The sequence below is a fragment of the Desulforhopalus sp. IMCC35007 genome (assembly GCF_005116575.1).
In the GTDB taxonomy this organism is placed as follows: domain Bacteria; phylum Desulfobacterota; class Desulfobulbia; order Desulfobulbales; family Desulfocapsaceae; genus Desulforhopalus_A.
The window spans coordinates 59,005-79,985 of sequence record NZ_SWCN01000018.1; the positions used below are offsets into that span (position 1 = coordinate 59,005).

Sequence of the window (20,981 nt, forward strand, 5' to 3'; positions counted from 1 at the left end):
CAATATGAATTTAACTAATGTGATAAAGAAGTCGAAGGCTTCACTGGTGATGGCGGCAGCGTTCACCTTTATATCCACCCCCTTATTCGCTCGAGTCGATCTTGTAGCCATTGAGGGACAGTGGGCACCTGTTGGGGGCACTCCGATAACGATGTGGGGCTTTGCCAGAGATGTTGGGCAGGCATGCAACAGTTCCCCAGATTGGACAGTGGGCCCTGAATTGACAGCCACTGATCTGCAGACAAATGGCAACCTGCGTATTCGGTTGCGTAACTGTCTCAGTGAGGATGTGTCAGTTATAATCCCTGGTCAGAAGGCGATTGTAGTCGGAAATGCAGGTCAGCATCCTGAACCGGTGCGAAGCGGGGTGAGGATTACCTCATTTACCACCCCAACCCCTGCAGGTGAGACGGTGGATTACCTTTGGCATAATGTTGATCAGAATGAAGGTAGTTATCTCTATATGAGTGGCAGTCATCCTGCAAAACAGGTGCATATGGGGCTCTACGGGGCTCTAAAAGTGGGTGTTTACGCAAACACGAGCGGTGATGTGACCCTCCTTTATAGCGAGATTGATCCAGCGTTGCATAATCCTCCCGCCCCAGCAACACCTCTAACGTATAAGCCAAGGTATTTTCTTGTAAATGGCGTTGAGGAGGCAAACATAACTGCAGGTGACACAACAGAACCCGTTGTCCTCAGTTTCCTAAACGCCGGACTCGATTTTCATGTTCCAGCACTAAATAAAGGATACATGACCCTCATTGCGGAAGATGGAAATTCATACCCCTATGCCAAGAAGCAATATTCTGCAAATCTGGCTGCCGGGAAAACTATTGATGCCTTCTGGCAGCCTGCCACGGCAGGGGACCATGTGATTTATGACAGGCAGGGAAATAATATGCTTGCCCGAATCACTGTAGGCGCCGGATCCGGTGCTCCACTTGCTGCAGCTGATTCGTATTCAGCTACAGAGGATACAGAGCTTAATGTCCCGGTTGCGGCGGGTCTTATGTTGAATGATACATCTCTGCCTGCCAGTGCTGAGGTTGAGCTTGTTTCCGGAGTTTCCGCAGGCGTACTGAGTTTGAATGCTGATGGTTCTTTTACCTATCAGCCGAGTGCTAATTTCTCAGGAACAGATAGTTTTACCTATAGAGTCATAGCAACTGCGAGCAGTCCTGCCAGTAATATAGCTACTGTAAGTATAACCGTTACTGGCTCCAATGATGCCCCAACGGCAACAAATGATAGTTATGAAGCAGTTGCCGGTGTTCAGCTTGTTGTGGCAGCACCAGGTGTGCTTGCAAATGATCAGGATCCCGACGGTGACAGCCTGACCGTATCAGCAGGGCCGGTAAATTCGGATGGTTCATTCACATATAATCCTGGCGCGCCTGGAACCGAATCATTTACCTACACGGTAAATGATGGCAATGGCGGTACAGCTACAGCTACAGTGACCATCAATATTACCAATGATGTACCTGTTGCCGTCGATGATACTGCAACTGTGAGGCGAAACAGCGTTGCCGGTGATGTGCGCAATACCTTCAGCCTGATTGAAAACGATAGCGATGCAAACGGTATTGACGGGACAACTGTTGTCGTGAGCGGCACGAGCCAGGGCGGTATCCTGACAAATAATGGGGATGGTACCGTGACCTACGTTCCTGTCAGAAGATGGCGTGGAACTGATACCTTTACCTACACGGTTATGGATATGACGGGAGCAATCTCCAATACCGCAACAGTAAGAGTAAATGTGGTCCGAAACAGGGATTTACCTCCTTTGTAAATCCTGCTCCAAGTTGCACGGCAGAGATTGGGGGGATTATTTTCTCTCTCTCTGCTGTGTGAGATCTCAGAAGTTGCATGTATTGGTTCAATATAAAAGGAGACCTGGTTATGAGCCTCTTCACAATTTCAAATCATTTCAGATTGTTGTGGCGTATTATGCTGGTATCTTTGGTGTTGTGCTGTTTCACCATTTTAAATCCTTCAGCAAACCTGAATGCCAGCCCCGCTGCAGCAGTGGGGCCTGATCTGCTGCACAACTCTAAGACCTTTGAGAAAAAACTGGAAGATCAGTGGGGTATTGAGTTGACCGCCTTACGCATGACCGCAGCGGACCGGATGATCGATTTTCGCTATCGGGTGCTCGACGCGGATAAAGCAGCACCCCTTTTTAAACGTCAGACCAAACCGTATCTCATTCACCAGGCCAGCGGCAAGGTGCTGGCTGTTCCCAATACCGCAAAGGTAGGTTCTTTGCGAAATAGCAATATGCCCAAAGAAGGTCGAATTTACTGGATGTTTTTTGGGAATCAGGGCGTCGTGAAGGCGGGTGATAAGGTGAGCGTTGTGATCGGTGATTTTCGTGCTGAAAACCTGGTTATCGATTGATTAGAGAGCTACATATGTGGCAGCACATTTATTATGTGTCTGAATAAAGCGCATCAACACAGCAATTATTGATGCCCTAAGAGTAAAGAGAGGATTGATATGCAAAAAATTAGACAAGGATCGATTTTCCTGACGGCATTACTCCTTTTCCTCTCGTTTTCAGTGGTTCAAGCCGGAACTATATCGCCAGAATTACAAAGCGTTCTAGACACCGCCAAATCGAGAGAAAAAATCGCAGTTATCATACAGTTTAGAGATTCGCTTGACCGTAAGCAGTTCAAAAAAATGAAGAAAAAGCTTCGGCGATTAAAAGTCCTGAAAGAACTCAAGCGAATTGCTGCAGAGAACCAGACATCGTTACGGTCATATCTAACCACCAATGGTGGCGAAAAAATGCAGAGCCTCTGGATTATCAATGGTTTTGCAGTTGAGGCCAAGCCATCTGTTATCAAGAAGCTGGCTAACCGTCCTGAAGTATTGGAAGTTCGCCTCGATAAAGCCGTCCCCCTGGCTAACGATCCGGTCCCAGCCGCTTCCAATACCGAATGGAATATCTCTATGCTGGGGACAGAGGCTCTTTGGGACCAAGGGTACATGGGGCAGGGAGTAACTATTGCGTCCATGGATAGCGGGGTGGATTTTAATCATCTCGAGTTAGGGGGTAATTGGCGTGGTGGTAGTAACAGCTGGTTTGATCCCCATGGAGAACATACGCTCCCGTATGATGCGAATGGACACGGAACTCAGACCATGGGAATCATGGCCGGTCAGAACTTAGGTGCTACTGCCATTGGTATGGCTCCGCTGGCCAAGTGGATTGCAGTGAAAATATTTGCCGATAACGGAGACGCCTTTGTAAGTGATATTCATTCTGGTTTTCAGTGGTTGCTCGACCCGGATGGTGACCCAAATACAGATGATGCTCCGGATATCGTCAACAATTCATGGGGTTTTCCCGACACCGTGAATAGCTGCAATAGTGAGTTTGATACTGATATTCAACTCTTTAATGATCTTGATATTGCACTTGTATTTTCTGCAGGAAATCTGGGTGCAGGACAGACAAGTATAAGCCCTGCGAATAACGCCGGGGTTTTTGCTGTTGGTTCGGTGGATCAGAACATGCTGATTTCATCTTTTAGCAGTCAGGGGCCTTCTGCCTGTGGGCAAGGAGATATATATCCTGCTGCGGTGGCTCCAGGTTATCTCGTAAATACAACGGATCGCACTTTTGGCGGAATTTTTCCAACAGCGACCACACTTGTCGTAGGAACATCTTTTGCTGCACCTCATGTGACCGGGGCAATGGCCTTGCTGTTGAGCAGCAATCCAGACTTGACTCCTGTAGACCTGGAAGATGCACTGAAGTTCTCCTCTGAAGATCTCGGTGATGCCGGTGCCGACAATGTGTATGGATACGGTTTGGTTAATGCAGCCTGGGCGTACGACTATTTGAACCAGTCCGGTGAATGTAGCGATGTGGATGGAGATAATTTTTATCTTCAGTCTCAGTGCGGTACTCCGGTTGACTGCAATGATGCAAATAGCTCAATTTATCCTGGGGCACCTGAGATCGCAGGCGATGGCATAGATCAGAACTGTGATGGCTCCGATTTGATGGTGTGTACTGACGCGGATGGAGATGGTTTTTTTACAGAAGCCACGTGTGGTACTCCTGTCGATTGTGATGACAGTAACGCAAATATCTATCCAGGTGCCGGAGAAATAGTGGGTGATGGAATAGATCAGAGTTGTAATGGTTATGATCTGTCGATTGATATAACCAAAGCACTCTACAGGGCCAATACAGATAAACTCATCATCAATGCAACCTCAAATTATGGCAGTGATGCAGCCCTTGTCGCCGAGGTACCTGGTATTGGGGATGTAACTCTGAACTGGAATAACAGTAAGCAGAGATGGCAGAAGACCGTCAGTAAGGCCTCGAAAAAAGGGTTTGACTCCAATGGAAGCACTGTCGTCTCCGTCTCAGGTCCTGAAGGAAATATGAGTGAAGTCTTGACAATTAAGTGATTGATGAAAAGCTTGCACTTACAGGATGTAATACATTGTAGCACTTCCTGTAAGCGCAAGGAGAGAAACGTGACTTCTAAATAGAAATCGCATATGCGGGGAGCAAGAGAACTATGAAAAAGATCAATATAATAAGAACATGTGTATTATCTATATTAAGTATATTTCTGGTAAGCAGTGCCAGCGCCACCCTGATTACCAACGGTGATTTTAGTAGCGGCTTGAGTGGGTGGCAAACAAGCGGAGATGTAACTGTGGGCACCGCTGGACCAGGTATGGACGGTGATTTTGCGCTGATTAGCTTTAGTAATGACATATCTCCAGTCAGTAGACTCTGGCAAAATTTTGACGTTTCTGGTTTGAACCAAATTCAGATTACCTTTGATTGGTTTTTTGAGTATACAGACAACTCACGTAACTCTAATGACGTGTTCGTTTCTATACTTAAAGATCTTGATAGTAGCCCTGTGCAGAATATAACTCTCGACAGACTGAGAACAAACGCGACACCTCGCAGTGATAAAACGAATCTTTTCTCTGGCACCTTCAATGGGCTGATAGATGTCTCTGAATTTGATAGCGATGCCCGTCTACAGTTTCGAGTGACTGACAATAATGGTTTTCTTGGTTCATGGGCAGGAATTGACAATGTGAGCGTTAGTCCCGTTCCAGAGCCTACAACAATCCTTCTCTTTGGTGCTGGCCTAGCTGGATTAATTGCTGTTCAGCGGAGAAAGCAAAAATAGCTGCAAATTATATTGAATCCCTTTGGGATACGAACCCCAGCCACTCTTGAAGTGGCTGGGGTTTTTTTGTTATGTTTTAATATACTGATATCTTTAAGAAAAATAAAAATTCTATTTATCTTACCATCCATCCGAGTAAATATTGGGCCTCGCAATAGCTTGTGCGCAAATAGTTGTACATCGAGATATAAACTGTGCGACTGGCGTAATTACTGTAAGAATAATTTTCTGAATTTATTGCAAGAAGATTGATTTACGGTGATATTCCGTTAGATGTATGTTGGTGTATATCACGTATCGTTTTGATAAATATGGAGAAAAACAATATGTAGTTTTTGGTCAAAACATGAACCATGTGACTGAGTTTATTTGAGAGGTATTCTCAAACTCTTTCTGCTAAGCCATGGTTGACTACATTGTGGTATCTATATTGCAGATAGTCCTCGGAGCGTGGAGTACGTCCAAGGGGGGCCATGTTGTTGAACGACAACGGGCTTCACTAACAAGATCCGCTGGGAGGATGTTATGAAAACAGTTGTAATTGCAGTAAGTTTTGGTGTGTTGCTGAGCGGCAATGGTTTTGCTGCCGATAAATACATCGAGATGTCGACAAATCCACAGATTGTGGTATCAGGAGAGTCTGTTCAATTCCAATGTACAGCGAAAGGAGAGGTGCAAGGCGGCTTAAAGTCTGCAAAAATTGTTATAAGCAATCTTGAGCGACCACGAGGTGATCGTGTCGTTTCTACTAATTCTATGGAGATTGATGGAACAACAGCGAGTTACGATTTTGCCGTGCCGGCTGACGAGAAAATTGGTAACTGGAAATACAAATGTGTTATTGTCGATCGGTCGGATCGATTTAATGATACCGCAAACTTTACAGTGGTCCAGGCGGGGACAGTAGAACCACCAGTAGAGCCGCCGCCAGTAGTCGAGCCCCCCCCCGTTGAACCTCCTCCGGTTGTAGAACCTCCACCGGTGGAGCCCCCGGATGTCGTTCTGGTCGATAGTCCTATTGCAGCCCACAATAGCATAACTGCATATGATGGTCCGGCTACCTGTATTGGCTGCCACCAGCAGGAGGCGACCGAGATGATGGACAGTCTGCATATGAAATGGTCAGGACCCACACCTGATCTTACCAATACCGATGGTGAAGAGCTTGGTAAGGGGGTCAATGGCATCAATACCTTTTGTACCTATGCAATGTCTTCAAAAGCAGCGTGTTTTTCCTGCCACGTAAGGGCAGATGGTAATGCGCCAGACCCGGTGCAAGCGACAGACGTGGACTGTCTGATGTGCCATAGTGATACGTATCAGAGGAAATTTGTTACTGACCCTGAAAATACGGAAACAGTATTGAATGTTTTGGGTCAAATAAAGACATATGTGTTCGGTAAGGTAGATTCAGCTGGGAATTACACCACAGTACCTGATTATGAAAAAATGCCTGAAGGTACAAATATGGTGAACGTCGCGAGGGCTGCTCACATGCCGACAAATGATTCGTGTCTGAGGTGTCATGCTAAAGCCGGTGGTGGTGATTGGACCAAGCGTGGAGATCTTGGGCTCAGTTCTGCCCACGCTACAGTTGATCTTGATGTACATTTGTCACCGGACGGTGCAAATCTGTCCTGTGTAGATTGCCACTCTGCTCTCAATCATAAAATCGCTGGACGCGGTATAGATCTTCGTCAGACAGAAGCCGCAGCCCCTACTTGTCAATCATGTCATGACGATTCACCTCACTCAGATGCAACCTTGAACCGACATGCTCAGGGACAGCTCAGTTGCCAGGTCTGCCATATTCGTGAATATGCGAAAGGCGGTGCAACCGAGATGTCAAGAGACTGGAGCAATCCTGTCTGGAGTGCAGGTGCATTTTCTGGCCAGGGTGGATTTATTGGTGAAGAAGTCAAAGAAGCCAATGTAAAGCCTGAATACGTCTGGTTTGACGGAACATCGTATGTGTATAACGTTGGTGAAACCATAGCAGCCAATCCAGAGACGGGGGTTTTCAATATGGCCAAAGCAAATGGAACACCTTTTGACGGGAGTTCTCAAATTGTACCAATTAAAAGACATACCACTTTTATGCCATGGCATGAAAGCGGCAAAATGGTTCCTCCGGTGATTATGTGGATGTTCATGACCGGCGATTTCGACCTTGCTGTTGAGAAAGGAATGGAAGAGCAGGGAATGAATGGAACTTATTCAATCGTAAAAGCTGATGCAGAAATGTTGATAACCCACGGTGTTGATCCAAAAGAAAAAGCTCCTTCATGTACTGAATGTCATAGCAGTTCCGGATCAACAGCGGATGGTGCCGGGATGATTCCATTTGAGGCTCTTGGTTACCATGAAGTACCTGCAGAAGTGAAATCATGTAATCTTTGTCACGAGCAGAAAAGCATGGACTGGCAGAGTATGCATACAAAACATGAATCCAAAGGTTTGTCCTGTGTAAGTTGCCATACCTCTGAACCTACCGGTTTGGTCAAAGCTCAGAATACGCTATGCAGCAGCTGTCATGAACGTAAGTCATGGAAGAGTGAAGGACATAAAAAGCACATCGAAAAACGAGTACAATGTGCTACCTGTCACACCTTTTCTTAATAGTTTGCCCTTCCCCGTCTGGTGTAATAGCCGGTCTCTGGGCCTTTGAAAAGGACAGTTATGTACAAGGCACCTCCAGACGGAGGTGCCTTGTGTCGTTTTTGGGCTCAGCCCTGGTCCTTGATGGGAGAATTTTGTGAATGGACAGAATTACGATTGTTGCGACACCCGGTACACTTCTTCAATTGTAGTGATACCCTGGAGAACTTTCTGCGCTCCATCTTGCTGCAGAGTGATCATACCGTTTTCGATGGCTTTTCTCCTGATTTCATTGGCATCGGAGGTCTTCAGTACCAGTGATTTCATGTCTTGAGTCATATGCAGAAGCTCAAAAATCCCCTGTCTTCCCTTGAACCCTGTGCTATGGCATTTTGCGCAGCCTCTTCCCCGAAATACCTTCTTATCTCTATACTCTTCGCCTCCAAGGCCAATTTTGGCGAGCATTTCAGGGGGGGGAATATATTCTTCCTTGCAGTGTTCGCAGATAATTCTGACCAGCCGCTGGGCAAGTATGGCGTTGACGGATGAGGCAATGAGAAAAGGCTCTATCCCCATATCTCTGAGCCGGGTAATGGCACCTGCCGAGTCGTTGGTATGCAGGGTGGAGAAGACAAGATGGCCTGTGAGAGCAGATTGTATGGCAATTTCAGCCGTCTCTGTATCACGGATTTCACCCACAAGAATAACATCTGGATCCTGCCGGACAATTGAGCGCAGACCAGAGGCAAAGGTCAGATTGATTTTTGGGTTGATCTGTACCTGGCCAATACCGCTGATCCTGTACTCAATGGGATCCTCGACTGTGATGATGTTAATATCAGTATTGTTGATGGCAGATAAGGCGGCATAAAGGGTGGTCGTCTTTCCTGAGCCGGTGGGTCCGGTAACAAGGACGATACCATTTGGAGAGCGTATCTCCTGATCAAAGGTCGAAAACCGGTCTTCTGGCATGCCAAGGTCGGCAAGTGAAATCATAACCGATGATTTGTGGAGCAGGCGCAGAACCACACGTTCGCCGAAAGCCGTTGGCAGAGTGGAGACACGCACATCAATTTCCTTGTTGGCAACTTTGAGCTCGATTCGACCATCCTGGGGCAATCTTTTTTCTGCAATATTGAGTTTGGCCATGATCTTAACTCTTGAGATCAGGGCAGATTGGACGTGTTTGGGAGGGCGCAGCATGTCATAGAGAATTCCATCCAGTCTTTGCCTGATCTTTACACTGTTCTGGTATGGTTCAATATGTATATCCGAGGCGTTGTCACGCACTGCCTGAGAGAACATAAGGTTTACCAGACGAATGACAGGGGAGTCGCTGGTGTCATCTAACAGATCACCAATTTCTTCAATTTCAGAGAAAAGTCTTTCAGGATCTTCATCATCAATGTCCTGCATAACCTCGTCGGCCGAGGTCGGGGTCATATCATAGACAAAATTTATGGCATTGATGATCTGCTGAGATGGGGCGAGGACAATTTTGGAGGTTTTTTGAGAAAGGATTGAACGTAAATCGTCTAAAGCCTGAAAGGAAAGCGGATCATTGATGGCAAAATACTTTTCATGTTTGGTGATGATCGGGACAATCAAGTTCTGTTTCAGAAAACTGATGGGAATATGTTCGGCAAAGTCCATCTGGATCTCAGAGGGCAGGGTTTTTACGACCTCTATACCAAATTGCAGGCCTAAGGCCCGCAAAAGACCAAGTTCGTCGACCTCCCCACCCTTAAGCAGAACTTCTCCAAGGGGAGCTTTACTATCCTCCTGGATTTTTAGAGCGTTCTCTATAGCTTGGTGAGATACTCCGCTTTCATCTATCAATAACTCGCCAATTTTTTTCATGCAATTTTGCCTGGTCCTCTTCTCTAGGTGCTTATCAGTTGCTTCCCGGGGAATTGCCGTCTTTTTCTATGCGCTCAATGTGTTCTCTTGCGAGTTCCAAGATTGGTCGTCCAGTGGCAGCGGGATCACTCGTTTTTTCAGCAATGATGTCAGAGCCAGTGGCAAGGACAGCGCGATACATGTCAAGGGCCTGTTGGGGCAGGTTCTCTTGTTCATAGATTACTCCAAGATTCATGAGGGCATATGGATTGTCTGGAGAAATCTGGAGTGCCTGTTCAAAATACTGTTTTGCCTCCGCAAGGTCACCTTCCATGAGTCTTTCAAATCCCTTAATTGTAAGTTGTTCCGCATGGGCTGGATTTCCATCCCTCTGAAGTTCTTCTTTTACTGAGGGATGTACTGCATCGAGTTGGTCTTTCTTCTCCAGGGAAATCGAGGCAATTTCTGCTGGATTTCGAATGATCCGGGGCGTTATGAAAATAAACATATTTGTCTTTGTATCGTTGGTCGAATGGGTTTTAAAAAGCCAGCCTAAATAGGGAATATCACCTAACAGTGGAATCTTCCATTCACTTTCTGTAACATCGTGGCCTATGATCCCGCCAATAACAATGGTTTGCTGATCTCGGACTATAACAGTGGTTGTGGCCCTCCGTTCAAAGGTGGTCGGAGTTGCACTGTTGTCTTTTAAGCGGACGACTTCGGTTTCAATTTCCAGGCGCAGGGTTGAAGCCTGGTTAATGTGAGGGGTGATGGATAGCTTTGTGGCAACATCCTTATACTCGTACTGGGTATAATCCTGCTCAGAGGCCGTGGTGTTCTGACTGGTGATATATGGGACGGTATCACCAACTGAAATCTCAGCTTTTTTATTATCCATCGTCAGAATCTGGGGGGTGGAGATAACATTGACATTGGAATCAGTTCTTACTGCTGTTATCATTGCACCAATATTAGGAAACGTTACTCCGCCAAGTTCAATGCCTTGTTTGAGTACACCAAAGGAAAAACCCGACGGCAGAGAAGGATCTTGGCTACTGATTCCCTCAATAAAACTAAAACCGTTTTCACTACTGAAACCTGTGGCAAGAGTCCCCGTACTGTCCGAGAATTCTCCCCCGGCAGCCCATTCCACCCCAAAATCGAGGGTATGGTCAACATCTACTTCCATGATGAGAGCCTCGAGATAGACCATTCTTCTCGGGATATCTAGCTTTTTGATCACATCTTCAAGGACGGCATATTCGTCTTTAGTCGCGGTAATAATCAGGGCGTTTGTCTCATCGTCCGCCATAACGGTAACATCTTTGGAAATGGCAGCCTGTTTTCCTGTTGGCTGTTCCCCCTGTTGCAGATTTGTTGGAAGGACATTGAGTACTTTGACCATCTCGGCCGCAGTCGCATTCTGGAGGTAATAAACGTGGATATTGCCATCAGCCCGCTGTACCTTGGTGTCCAGCATATTGATGAGGCTTTTCACCCGGCCCATTTCTCCGCTGTTTGCTACAATGATCAGTGCGTTTACCCTTTCATAGGGAACGACCTTAATTTGACCACTGCTCACTCCTTCCCCCGCTTTTGCCTGGACCTGTGTCTTCTGGTAAATAGTGGTTAAGATTTTTCCAAGGGCTTCGGCTGAAGCATTATTGAGTGAAATTACAGCAACCTCATCTTCTCTTGACTGGACATCAAGGACTTTAATAATACCAAGAAGTTTCTGAATGTTAGACATTGTTTCGGTAATGATCAGCATTCCAGAAGGTGTATGGGCGATGAGTACGGAAGTTTGTGAAACAAGAGGTGCGAGAACCTTTTTCAGATCGTCTGGTGAACTGTATTTGAGAGGTATAAGCTGGGTAACGACTTTATCTTCAGGTCTATCGGATAAACCGCTACTGAGCATCTCAATGTTTTGCGAACGTGCCCTGGCTGAGGGAAGAATCTTGGTAACAGCACCGGATTCGACGGTGGTAAAACCATGCACTTCCAGCACAGATTCAAAAACACGGTATGCTTCATCTACAGAAATACGGGTGGGAGAGATGATTGTCACATTACCCTGTACCGTTTTATCGACAACGAAGTTTTTCCCGGTCAATTCACTGATAAATTTAATAAAGAGATGGATATCAACACTATCAAAATCGATGATAATATGTTGCTCGTTATTCTGATTTTCATCTAAAGTCCCGGGGAGAGGTTTTGGCAGATCTTCGGCAAAGAGGCAGCTCTCATAAAGACCAAGACATAAACTGATCAGGACGATACTGAGAAAGAATTGTTTCCACCTGTTCATGTATATTCCACCTTTGTTATTATATCCATTTATTTCAAGTCGTTATTGTTGTGTTTCACTTGGAGCAGTGTTTAGTCCTGAAGCAGTCCTCGGGGTATTTTGTGTTGCACGAGGTCTGCGGATGACCCGTCTTCGGGGGGTTGGTCTTGGGGTTGTAATGGATTCCGGTAATGCGCTAATATTCGATTCTCCACCTGGATTTTCCGGGCTTGAAGGTGGAGGCGTTTTGTAAACCGGTCTCATTTGTGCGGCTTCACTCATGTCCAGTGTTTCATCTTTACCTTGTATAGTGAGAACAAGTTGCCCACGGTTGATCTCTTTTATGAGGGCACCTTCTATAACTTCACCGATGCTGAATATATTTTGATCACGACTTTGTTTATTAAGGATTATTGCCCGTCTGTTGTTTTCGCTCCCACTGACAGTTCCCATGAGCACAATTCCGAGCTCACTGATATTTTCTACCTCAGATTCAGGCGCGACAGGAGCCTCTACCACTTCACTGTTATTGAGCGAGGTTCCGAAGAGATTTCTCGTTAAGATCACCCGGTAATCAGGCCTTTTTTCATTTGGGTTTATAATCAAAGCTTTTTTTTCCTGGTCCTGGTCGAGAGATTTTTTGGAAGTGGCAGGAACATCGAGCACAAATGTTTCCAGCGCCTGGTAGAGTCCTTCCACGAATATCGCTGAAAGAATAGTGATAAAGAGAAGAGGTGCTATAAATGATAACCGACCTGTCATAGAATCACCTGCTGAATCTGAATGTCGGATTTGACACAGTGCCGCCCAGTTTAAATGGAAGGGCGCTTCTCTTATAACGCGCAGCGTACTGTTTCACCATTTTTGCCTCCAACGGGTGGGTCTGCAAAAACTCTCTTCTTGGTTCAAGGAGGCCAGACATATTAACTCTACTGGTGAGAAGAGAGGTCATAATGTTAACATTACCTTCAAATTCGGCGTTGATATCTGCTCCTTTCAACTTTCCAGTCCCAATATCAAGTTGTTCCGTATACGACATGTCAAAAGAGATCTGGTCATATCGAAGAGCTGTAAGCGATAAAACAGGTTGTAAGAATTCTAGGCTGCCGGAGGAAATTTTTATCTGTGCTTTGCCCTGCCCCTTTATTGGCGTGGCCCACTGAGCCTGAAAATTCCCCGAACCTCCTAGGTTTCCGGTTACCTTCCTATTGAGTATACCTTGATCTTTTACAATTTCATCCAGATTTAGGTTATTAAAGACTATATCTACCAGCCTGTAATTTTTTTCAGCCCTGTCAACTATGAGAGATGCCTTGAGTGTTCCGGAATACAATTTTCCTCCTATTTTAAATGTACTCCAAAATTTTATACCTGGATGTATCTTAATCTGATCAACAGCAACTATTGATTGTTGCTCACCTTCTGTTTTACCAATTTTCACCTTCTCAAAGACGATTGCCGCAGGAAAACTATAGCCAATATCGGTTATGCTACATGAGGAGTCTGTAAATAACTGTTCTACCTGGTTTTCACAGAATATTTTGAATTTTTCTTTAGGAAACCGAAGGTAGAGCAGAATAAGTGTCAGTACAATTGCATATAAAACATATAACAACGGACGGGAAGAAGGAGTCACAGATTTCATTGTTTCTCCTCAAAGGTGACGATTTGTAAAATTACATCGAGGAAACCCTGCTGAGTACCATTCTCCTGAATGGAGATACGTTTGATGAAAACGACATTTTTCTGAGACTCGATCAGGCGCAGAAAGCCAACCAGGGCCTCTAAGGAGATGAGTTGAAATTTCATCTCAACCATGGTCTCATTGAGTGTGTCTTCTCCTTCGGTTGTCGATGGTTTCATATATTGTATTTGTTTTTTTACCTGTATTTTTTCAGCCTGCTGATCGAGGAAGGTGAAAAGAGAGAAATTATCGCCTCTCTCTTTAATCATTGCCTCAATGGTTCCCTGTTCATTTTTGAGGGTCAGGTGTTCCTGTTGCAGTTCCTTTATTCTGACCAGTTCTTCTTTTTTTCTTTCTGTGGAATTTTCAAGGCTGCTTTTGGCACTTATTAAAGGAATAATTGCAAATCTTAAAAATATAAAGCAGATAAGAAATGCCACTCCTCCTCCGAGAACAAGCTTCTCCCGTTTCTCGAGATTTTGAATTCCAGATTTCTCCCAGAGACTTCGCAGAGTTTTATTTTTCAAAAGACCGGCCATAGATATCTACAGGGTACGTTGTATTTTAAGTTCAAAGCTCACCTCATCACCCTTGGGCGACTGATTCGCTGAACTGATGGATACTTCTTTAAAATAAGGTGATTTTTCGAGCTCTTTCTGGACGTTGTCTACCGTATTAAAATCCCCGGTTACCGCTTTGAGACGTATGACATCCATGTCTGCCACCAGCCGGACAACTTTGACTGTGTAATTCGGCGGAATGCGTGTCGAGACTTCTGCGAGCAGTTCAACAACTGTCAATTCTGCTCCGCTTAAACCTCCAGGTTTATAGGTGTTTAAAATTTCTTTATTCTTAACGGCAAGCTGCTGGACAGGATTGACAATTCGTGTCACTTCAGGGAGGGTTTCTTTAAACACCTGAGTGATCTGTGCATTGAGATCGTCTTGGAGGCTGCGCAGCTTGGAATATGAGTATCCCCAATAGGTAAAGGCAACGAGGAGTAAAACGGCTGAAGGTACCGCAAATTTGAGGGCCCAGGTACGATATTCAGCAACTGTCTTCCGTTTTTTGAAGGCCCCTTTTCTAAAATTAAAACCGTTATATTTGCCGCTGCCTCGAAGGGCAACGGACAGGGCTCGATCCATTTGCTCGGGAAGATAGGGAAAAGCAGTTTCGGAATCTATTTTAAGAAGAGGTTGGCTGCTTTGCTGGAATACCTTTACCGGGGTTCCCTCAAGGGTTGTTGAAAGTATTTTTGCCAGGCCTTCGTAAGGGGCTACTGCTCCTGAGATATAGACCTTGTGGTGTTTCAAGTTAATGTCAAAATCCCCTGAAACCAAAAGAGTCTGGCGTATGCTGACTGCAAAATCTCTGCTTCGTATTTCTGCATCTTCAGCGTAAATTTCTGGAGGGGTAGATATTGAGCGGATGAGGGTAATTTTTCCGCCGATAACAATGATCACAGTTGCCCAGTTAACATCAATATCGATCAGGGCAAAGTCAACATTTTCTTCCCCTGTCACTATCAAGGCCTGATCAACTCCACTGATACCAATGGTTTCAGGGTCTATTCCTGATTGATGAAGTGATGAGAGGCAGTCCGACAAAACAGCTTTGTCGATCATTGCTGCAAGGATATCAACCCCATCCGGATTAATTTTGCTGATGAGAAAATCAATGGCAAGGGAGTCTATCTTGATGGGGGATAAATCTTCGAGCTCAAGCGGCAGGATTTGCCCTATTTTGTTCTTATCAGTGAAGGGGAGTGACAGGTTTCTGTAAGAAAAAAGCTCTGCTCCAAGGGTTATTCTGCACTGGCCCTCGGCAAATCCGCACTGCTTTTTTATCTGCTCAAGGGTCTCGGGAAAAGGAGTCTCGCCGAGGTTTAGAGTTCCGTATCCTTTGACAATAGACACACCGGAACTGTTATCAACCGAAACGGCTGTAATTTTATCTTCGTGGATGTCCAGACAAAAAATATTTTCAGCCATTAACTACTCCACTTTTTTCCTGAGCAGGTTTATTGTGCCATCTTCGGCACGTCCAGCGTCCGCCACCATTGTCCATGAAAGGGTATCAAATTTTCCTGTAGCGCTGATTTGAAAATATTGACTAGTGGTTGTTATAATTTTGTCATTGAGTTCGATGTCGCCGGGCCAGCCTATTGCTGTATACCAGCTGGGATCGTTAAAAGAATCTTTGTTATCCTCATCTTTTCTAAACTCATCAAACTGTTCAGCAAGTTCATCGGTGATAAGAGGATTCATACTTTTTATAAGTTCTGTTTCAGCGGTGTTGATATTGATTTTTCCATCTTCACCGTACACGGTGAGGAAATCTTTCAATCCTTTATTCTCATCACTACCGAAAAAAATTTCAGGTGTTATTCCCCGTATCAGAAGAAGTTCCTCAATACTTGTCAAAGGGCCATTTCTCGCAGAATATGGTTGATCCAGGGACTGATAATAGCTGTTTTCTGCACCGTGATCGGACTCTAGGTCGTCTTCGTCAATCCAGTCAACGATCGCGTCAACAATCTCCAGTGCTTCTGTTTCATCTTCTATGGGAAATATTCCAGAAACGAGCAGGTTTTGGAGTATATCCCGTAATTCAGCAGAGGTCTCAGCATTTTTCTCCTCAACCAGCATGTTAGTCTGGAGCCTGCCTGATAGATCGTTGATCTTGAGGAGTAATTCGCCACTTGGGAACAGCAGATCAAAATTTTCCTGTTCCAGTAGGGCCCAGCTGTCTGAGAAGGAATCCGCCTCATTTTCTGCGAGGTCGTCAATCAGCGCTGCAAGGGCAATATTTACCCCAGATTCAGAAATTGATTTGAGCTGTACTCCTCTTTTATAATTATCAGAGACGACAAAATTATGCCACGAAACTTTATGATACTGGATTGTTATGGCTGTAAGCAGACTTAAGGTCATTATAGTGACCAGAAGTGCCATCCCACGCTGATCGTGTCCTGTTGAACTGCTTCTACAGGTAACGGAGCTTTTTTGCAGAGTTTTTTCTGTTAGCCGCATGTGTTATTCCTTGTCCGGTTCTGACAGGGCTACAGCTGTTTTAAACACGCTTCCGTTGCCATCCTTTAGCTCATTTGCAAAGACCAGTTCAATTGTTATGAGTTTTGGCAGCTCAGGTGCAAGGAGTTTGCCGTCTTCACCTTCAACGCTCTCGCCTTCCCATTCTGTCGTTGTTTCCCCATCTGGACCGGTATACGAAAAACGGACTTCTTTCAAGCCTTCGCAAAGAAGAAATTTTGCATCATTGTCCCCTTCTACCCCAGGCAGAATGACCGTATCGGAGCGCATCAGGGTGAGTGTGTTCTCTGTTTCGTCGGCCACTACACTGTAACTGATCCTTGCATCCCCCGCTATAATCTCCTGTTTGTTGAGAGGGATGTGGCTTGAAGAAATAAAGGTCATAGTGTCAGCACGCCCCCCTGAGATATCCTGCTCGTTACCTAAAAGGTTTCCTCCAGGCCCGGTTACAATGGTGGTAAGGTCCTCTGTTATCCTCTCGAGAGCCGCCCGGGCTGTGTTTGACTCGCGCATGTGCTGCTCCGAACTCAGAGTAACTTGAAAGGTCGCTCTGTAGGCGCCATAGACCGCAGAGATGACAATAGCAAAGATAAAAATAGCAAACAGCAGCTCTATGAGGGTGAAACCAGTTTCTTTGCTAGAATTCCAGCGCATAATGGGTCAATGAATATGTATACTTTGTTTCACTCCACGAGATGGTGAGTGTGACCTGTTGCAGAGGGACTTCCAGGTCCGATAAATTGTCAAAACTCTCCAGTGGGGCAGGGGAAATTTCTATTTTCCAGGTGTATTCGGAAAAATCATCATCAAAACTTCCCTCGTCATTGTCCAGAGAAATTATGCCGCTTTTAAGTTCGGCAAGCTTTAGAGAGGCAAGCATCGGTGCAATATTATTAAAGTGAGCTTCCGTTGCCTGGGAAAGGCTTCTGGACTGGGAACCAAAAAGAGCGACCAGGGCGATTGCAATAATAGAAACGGCAATCATCACCTCCAGCAGGGTGAACGCCCTGTTGTTTTTGAAAACAGTGGTGAATTGAGATGCATATTGCCCTTTCATAAACCGTTTTATCGTCCTTAATTCGGAGGAAATTCCTCGGTGATGATTATTGGTTCTGTAAAAGGATTAAGCTTTATCGTCAAAGAATCGCCTCCACTATCGGTCAGTTGAATGGCCGCCTGGTCCATATAACCTTTCTTGCTTATCCAGATGGAGGTTTGTTCCTCTGAGGTAACACCACTGCTGTGCAACCAGACATTGGCGATAGAGACACTTTCAGGGAATTGAATCTCTTGCTTTTGCATGACGCTTTCTTCGTCGATGCTCAGGGTATCTTCCTCCAAAGCGTCTTTTTCATACCAGACACGGTTTTCCAGTTGGCTGAAACGAAGCTGGTAGGCCTGCTGATTTCTTACCGCTGTCTGTCTTACCTCATTGATCAGTCCCACAACCTGCCGTGCCGTTGATTTAAGTGGATTGGTAAAAAAAGTACTTCGCATAGACGGGACACTAATGGTAAGCATAATGCCAATCAATACGCAGACCACAATCAGTTCGAGCAGTGTAAAACCGTTGGCCTTATTCAGGTAATATCTCCGGCAGGTGCCAGGGGCGCCACTGTTCCGGGGTAAAAGCGTCAAAATTATTCGATTTCCCAGTTGTTTATATCTTTTGCATCATCTTCACCGCCCGATTCTCCGTCATTGCCGTAGGAGCTCAGGTCGAAATCGGAGTTCAATCCAGGGCTGAGATAAACAAATTCATTCCCCCATGGATCAAGGGGCATTTTTCCTTTCTCCATATATCCGCCATCGCGCCATTTAGGGGGAAGTTTCCCGGTTGTCGGTGGCTCGACGAGGGCCTGGAGTCCCTGCTCGGTGGAGGGGTACATCCCGTTGTCTAATTTGTACATCTTAAGCGCTGTCTCTATGCCGCGAATCTGTAATGCGGCTTTGGTCCTCTTGGCCTCTTCAGGGCGGCCCATGATTTTAGGCCCAATGTAGCCGGCTAAGACTCCAATAATTACCAGAACAACGAGAAGCTCAATGAGGGTGAAGCCCGATTCTTGGTGTCGTGATTTCATGTAGTTTTTACCTTCATAAATGTAAAATATCTTATCCCTGTAAGCAGGCTGAATGACAAAGCTGCTCCAAGGCATAGCAGTTTTGTAATGAGCGACGTCTTTACCATAAATGACGCCAGGAGAAGAGCAGGAAGGAGACCAATTTTAACCAGAGACTTGAGCATATTGTTGTCTCGGATGATATCGGCGATGGGAGGAGAAAAATGATAATACATAGCCACAAACCGCTCGCCGATACTGTTGGTGAGCAGATAGCTGTCGCGAAACTGGCGCAGCAAGACAACGTGTTTTTCAAAAACAGAACCGAAAGCGGCCGTTGCAATAAAGCATGCATCATCGGTTGTGAATCTGTATTCGTTGCCGTAAATAATGGTGCCGTCTGATAGTACTGCATAGGCTCTCAGATAGTAGGTGGTGCCGGGGGTAATGTCCTCTACATTACTTGTATATGAATCAGTTCCATCGCCATCATTGGTGCTGCCGTAGCGTACGATATAATAGTCGTTACTGTCGGAAAATATCGATCCGCCTGAATCGGTAGTATCAGTAGTATCGGTGTTATCTGTGGTATCCGAGGAGTCATCTGTAGTGTCCGAGTCATCATCTGTTGAGTACTCAGGATGAGGAGTGGTTCCGTATACAACACCTTTCTGGCTGATTGTTAATTCACTTGTGCTGTCCAACGATTCACTGCTTTCACTGCTGCTGTCCAATGAATCACTGCTTTCACTGCTGTTGTCCAATGAATCACTGGTCTCACTTGTGCTGTCCAACTGTTGGATTGTACCACCAGAGAGTGCACTGACCCGTGTGATAGAGCTGACTGGTTGTGTGGTAATTCGAAAGCCAGATGTGGTGATACCGTCCGTGGAACCGATTGCACCGCTTGAGGACAGGGACTCATCTGAGGTGAAACGTAACAGGGCCACATCAAAATCATCTCCATTCGATGACGAGCCAGCGGTCAGAAGCGTGTCGCTGTCAACGGCTACTGCTGCGTAGGCGACATCATCATTTTTGTCAATATCGGTGACTATTAATGTCACGGCTGTGGTCAGGGTGTCTGTATCTTCTTCGAGTGTCAGCACAAATACATCTTTGCCAGTATCAGAAGTTATGAACCCCACTGCAGAAATTGAATTGTCATCGTTGAGCGAGACATCGTAAATAACGTTCTCAATGGAGTAGGTCGTGGTGTAAGTACCTGAAGTTCCAAAGTCTGTGAGAATAGAACCATAGTTGTCAATTTTACCAATAAAGGCCTCGTCATACTCGCCGTCATTTAAGGCTCCGGCAATAATAACGTCGTCATCAGAGCCTGCTGCAATGCTGTTGATAATAGACGACACATCGCCCAGATCAAGGGTTAGCGCGCCCTCAGAGCCATAGCTTGTATCAACCACGCCAGCTGCCGTAAGTTTTAACAACCCGGCCTGAGTGGTCCCCTCATTGCTGAAAGAACCTCCGGCCAGAATAGTCCCATCGCTTTGTACGAGAATACTGTTTACCTGGAATTCATTTGTGTCGTCTGTAAAAGTAGTTTCGCCTTTACTGCCAAAAGAGGCGTCAAGCTTTCCGCTGGTATCAAGTTTGGCAAAATATGCATAGCTCTCAGGTTCGGCAGAAGCAGGTTCATCAGGAGAGATTGTGGCTGCCACAATGATCTTTTCATCGTCCGTGAGTTGGAGTTCTGTACTGTCAATATCACCTTCAACTTTAGCGAGTTCGGCATGTCCATTGGAGGAAAAAGTGATATCAAGATAGCCGTCGGAAGTCAGCTTCAGGACTGCGATGCTTTGATGAGAGGAGCCATCATCGGAGATTCCTCCGACAATAATACTGCCATCTGCCAGGATAACCAGACTTCTGCCGAGTGTGTCTCCGCTGTCCAGACTGGTGGAGAAGACACCCGCAGCGTTAAAATCTGTATCCAAGGTACCATCTTCTGAAAACCTTGAAACGATGAGGTCTTTGACAGCCCCGTTGCTGCGGTATCCGGCTACCAGAATTTTACCATCATCCTGAACTGCGATGGCGTAGGCTTCATCATCGCCAAACTCAAAATCCTGCAGGGTATACCCATCTACTCCAAAGGATGTGTCTATTTCTGTTGCCGCTGTGGCAAAGCTTGAGAGCAGCGAGTAAATAAGGACTGTTAATATGCCGGTGGCCAGGTGTATTTTCCTCATTTGTCTTCTCTTTTCTTAGTGTTTAACTGCTGTTGTCACGTGGATTGTGTGGGATATT

17 protein-coding genes are annotated in these 20,981 nt (G+C 45.6%); 5 read left to right on the forward strand and 12 right to left on the reverse strand.

Annotated features, from left to right (window positions below; all coding sequences use genetic code 11):
• The first annotated feature begins 4 nt into the window (after positions 1-4).
• From FCL48_RS17610 to FCL48_RS17635, 5 genes are all read left to right on the forward strand, one after another.
• Positions 5-1,798 (forward strand): Ig-like domain-containing protein, encoded by a 1,794-nt coding sequence (locus tag FCL48_RS17610; protein WP_136874040.1) that lies wholly within the window; start codon positions 5-7, stop codon positions 1,796-1,798.
• A gap of 110 nt (positions 1,799-1,908) precedes the next feature.
• Positions 1,909-2,406, forward strand: a complete 498-nt coding sequence (locus tag FCL48_RS17615) for a hypothetical protein (RefSeq protein WP_136874042.1) — start codon at positions 1,909-1,911, stop codon at positions 2,404-2,406.
• Positions 2,407-2,505: 99 nt separating this feature from the next.
• Positions 2,506-4,440: a S8 family serine peptidase gene (locus FCL48_RS17620; RefSeq protein WP_136874044.1), complete on the forward strand. Its 1,935-nt coding sequence runs from the start codon at positions 2,506-2,508 to the stop codon at positions 4,438-4,440.
• A gap of 113 nt (positions 4,441-4,553) precedes the next feature.
• The gene (locus tag FCL48_RS17625; RefSeq protein ID WP_136874046.1) at positions 4,554-5,186 is read left to right on the forward strand and encodes a PEP-CTERM sorting domain-containing protein; all 633 of its coding nucleotides are present in this window, start codon (positions 4,554-4,556) and stop codon (positions 5,184-5,186) included.
• A gap of 525 nt (positions 5,187-5,711) precedes the next feature.
• The gene (locus FCL48_RS17635) at positions 5,712-7,805 is read left to right on the forward strand and encodes a hypothetical protein (RefSeq protein WP_169309267.1); all 2,094 of its coding nucleotides are present in this window, start codon (positions 5,712-5,714) and stop codon (positions 7,803-7,805) included.
• Positions 7,806-7,955: 150 nt separating this feature from the next.
• Here the strand turns inward: FCL48_RS17635 and gspE are convergent, their stop codons facing one another.
• Genes gspE through FCL48_RS17695 form a run of 12 tightly spaced genes read right to left on the reverse strand, consistent with a single transcriptional unit; the run spans position 7,956 to position 20,923 of the window.
• Positions 7,956-9,644 (reverse strand): type II secretion system ATPase GspE, encoded by a 1,689-nt coding sequence (gspE, locus tag FCL48_RS17640; protein WP_136874052.1) that lies wholly within the window; start codon positions 9,642-9,644, stop codon positions 7,956-7,958.
• A gap of 34 nt (positions 9,645-9,678) precedes the next feature.
• Positions 9,679-11,940: a type II secretion system secretin GspD gene (gspD, locus tag FCL48_RS17645; RefSeq protein ID WP_136874054.1), complete on the reverse strand. Its 2,262-nt coding sequence runs from the start codon at positions 11,938-11,940 to the stop codon at positions 9,679-9,681.
• Between the two features lie 42 nt (positions 11,941-11,982).
• Positions 11,983-12,681 carry a type II secretion system protein N gene (locus FCL48_RS17650; RefSeq protein ID WP_136874056.1) on the reverse strand — a complete coding sequence of 233 codons (699 nt, stop codon included), beginning with the start codon at positions 12,679-12,681 and terminating at the stop codon, positions 11,983-11,985.
• Between the two features lie 4 nt (positions 12,682-12,685).
• A complete protein-coding gene (gene gspN / locus FCL48_RS17655) occupies positions 12,686-13,564 on the reverse strand; it encodes a type II secretion system protein GspN (protein WP_136874058.1) in 879 nt (292 codons plus the stop codon).
• Positions 13,561-14,142: a type II secretion system protein M gene (locus FCL48_RS17660; RefSeq protein WP_136874060.1), complete on the reverse strand. Its 582-nt coding sequence runs from the start codon at positions 14,140-14,142 to the stop codon at positions 13,561-13,563. The genes gspN and FCL48_RS17660 overlap by 4 nt, the downstream gene beginning before the upstream one ends.
• A 6-nt stretch (positions 14,143-14,148) precedes the next feature.
• Positions 14,149-15,594: a PilN domain-containing protein gene (locus tag FCL48_RS17665; RefSeq protein ID WP_136874062.1), complete on the reverse strand. Its 1,446-nt coding sequence runs from the start codon at positions 15,592-15,594 to the stop codon at positions 14,149-14,151.
• A 3-nt stretch (positions 15,595-15,597) separates the two neighbouring features.
• The gene (gspK, locus tag FCL48_RS17670) at positions 15,598-16,635 is read right to left on the reverse strand and encodes a type II secretion system minor pseudopilin GspK (RefSeq protein WP_136874064.1); all 1,038 of its coding nucleotides are present in this window, start codon (positions 16,633-16,635) and stop codon (positions 15,598-15,600) included.
• Positions 16,636-16,638: 3 nt separating this feature from the next.
• Positions 16,639-17,307 (reverse strand): type II secretion system protein J, encoded by a 669-nt coding sequence (locus FCL48_RS17675; protein ID WP_136874066.1) that lies wholly within the window; start codon positions 17,305-17,307, stop codon positions 16,639-16,641.
• The gene (locus FCL48_RS17680; RefSeq protein ID WP_136874068.1) at positions 17,291-17,710 is read right to left on the reverse strand and encodes a prepilin-type N-terminal cleavage/methylation domain-containing protein; all 420 of its coding nucleotides are present in this window, start codon (positions 17,708-17,710) and stop codon (positions 17,291-17,293) included. Before FCL48_RS17680 ends, FCL48_RS17675 begins: the two co-directional genes overlap by 17 nt.
• Positions 17,711-17,727: 17 nt before the next feature.
• The gene (locus tag FCL48_RS17685; RefSeq protein WP_169309268.1) at positions 17,728-18,291 is read right to left on the reverse strand and encodes a Tfp pilus assembly protein FimT/FimU; all 564 of its coding nucleotides are present in this window, start codon (positions 18,289-18,291) and stop codon (positions 17,728-17,730) included.
• Between the two features lie 2 nt (positions 18,292-18,293).
• Complete coding sequence (gene gspG / locus FCL48_RS17690; protein WP_136874072.1) at positions 18,294-18,734, reverse strand: type II secretion system major pseudopilin GspG; 441 nt, start codon at positions 18,732-18,734, stop codon at positions 18,294-18,296.
• The gene (locus tag FCL48_RS17695; RefSeq protein WP_136874074.1) at positions 18,731-20,923 is read right to left on the reverse strand and encodes a CFI-box-CTERM domain-containing protein; all 2,193 of its coding nucleotides are present in this window, start codon (positions 20,921-20,923) and stop codon (positions 18,731-18,733) included. The genes gspG and FCL48_RS17695 overlap by 4 nt, the downstream gene beginning before the upstream one ends.
• Between the last annotated feature and the right edge of the window lie 58 nt (positions 20,924-20,981).

Excerpts from the sequence above, each read along its gene's own strand:
- FCL48_RS17635 (WP_169309267.1), top strand. The coding sequence starts at position 5,712 with ATGAAAACAGTTGTAATTGCAGTAAGTTTTGGTGTGTTGCTGAGCGGC.
- FCL48_RS17650 (WP_136874056.1), bottom strand. The coding sequence starts at position 12,681 with ATGACAGGTCGGTTATCATTTATAGCACCTCTTCTCTTTATCACTATT.
- gspE (WP_136874052.1), bottom strand. The coding sequence starts at position 9,644 with ATGAAAAAAATTGGCGAGTTATTGATAGATGAAAGCGGAGTATCTCAC.
- FCL48_RS17615 (WP_136874042.1), top strand. The coding sequence starts at position 1,909 with ATGAGCCTCTTCACAATTTCAAATCATTTCAGATTGTTGTGGCGTATT.
- FCL48_RS17660 (WP_136874060.1), bottom strand. The coding sequence starts at position 14,142 with ATGGCCGGTCTTTTGAAAAATAAAACTCTGCGAAGTCTCTGGGAGAAA.
- FCL48_RS17610 (WP_136874040.1), top strand. The coding sequence starts at position 5 with ATGAATTTAACTAATGTGATAAAGAAGTCGAAGGCTTCACTGGTGATG.
- FCL48_RS17620 (WP_136874044.1), top strand. The coding sequence starts at position 2,506 with ATGCAAAAAATTAGACAAGGATCGATTTTCCTGACGGCATTACTCCTT.
- gspG (WP_136874072.1), bottom strand. The coding sequence starts at position 18,734 with ATGAAATCACGACACCAAGAATCGGGCTTCACCCTCATTGAGCTTCTC.
- gspK (WP_136874064.1), bottom strand. The coding sequence starts at position 16,635 with ATGCGGCTAACAGAAAAAACTCTGCAAAAAAGCTCCGTTACCTGTAGA.
- FCL48_RS17695 (WP_136874074.1), bottom strand. The coding sequence starts at position 20,923 with ATGAGGAAAATACACCTGGCCACCGGCATATTAACAGTCCTTATTTAC.
- gspD (WP_136874054.1), bottom strand. The coding sequence starts at position 11,940 with ATGAACAGGTGGAAACAATTCTTTCTCAGTATCGTCCTGATCAGTTTA.
- FCL48_RS17625 (WP_136874046.1), top strand. The coding sequence starts at position 4,554 with ATGAAAAAGATCAATATAATAAGAACATGTGTATTATCTATATTAAGT.
- gspN (WP_136874058.1), bottom strand. The coding sequence starts at position 13,564 with ATGAAATCTGTGACTCCTTCTTCCCGTCCGTTGTTATATGTTTTATAT.
- FCL48_RS17675 (WP_136874066.1), bottom strand. The coding sequence starts at position 17,307 with ATGCGCTGGAATTCTAGCAAAGAAACTGGTTTCACCCTCATAGAGCTG.
- FCL48_RS17680 (WP_136874068.1), bottom strand. The coding sequence starts at position 17,710 with ATGAAAGGGCAATATGCATCTCAATTCACCACTGTTTTCAAAAACAAC.
- FCL48_RS17665 (WP_136874062.1), bottom strand. The coding sequence starts at position 15,594 with ATGGCTGAAAATATTTTTTGTCTGGACATCCACGAAGATAAAATTACA.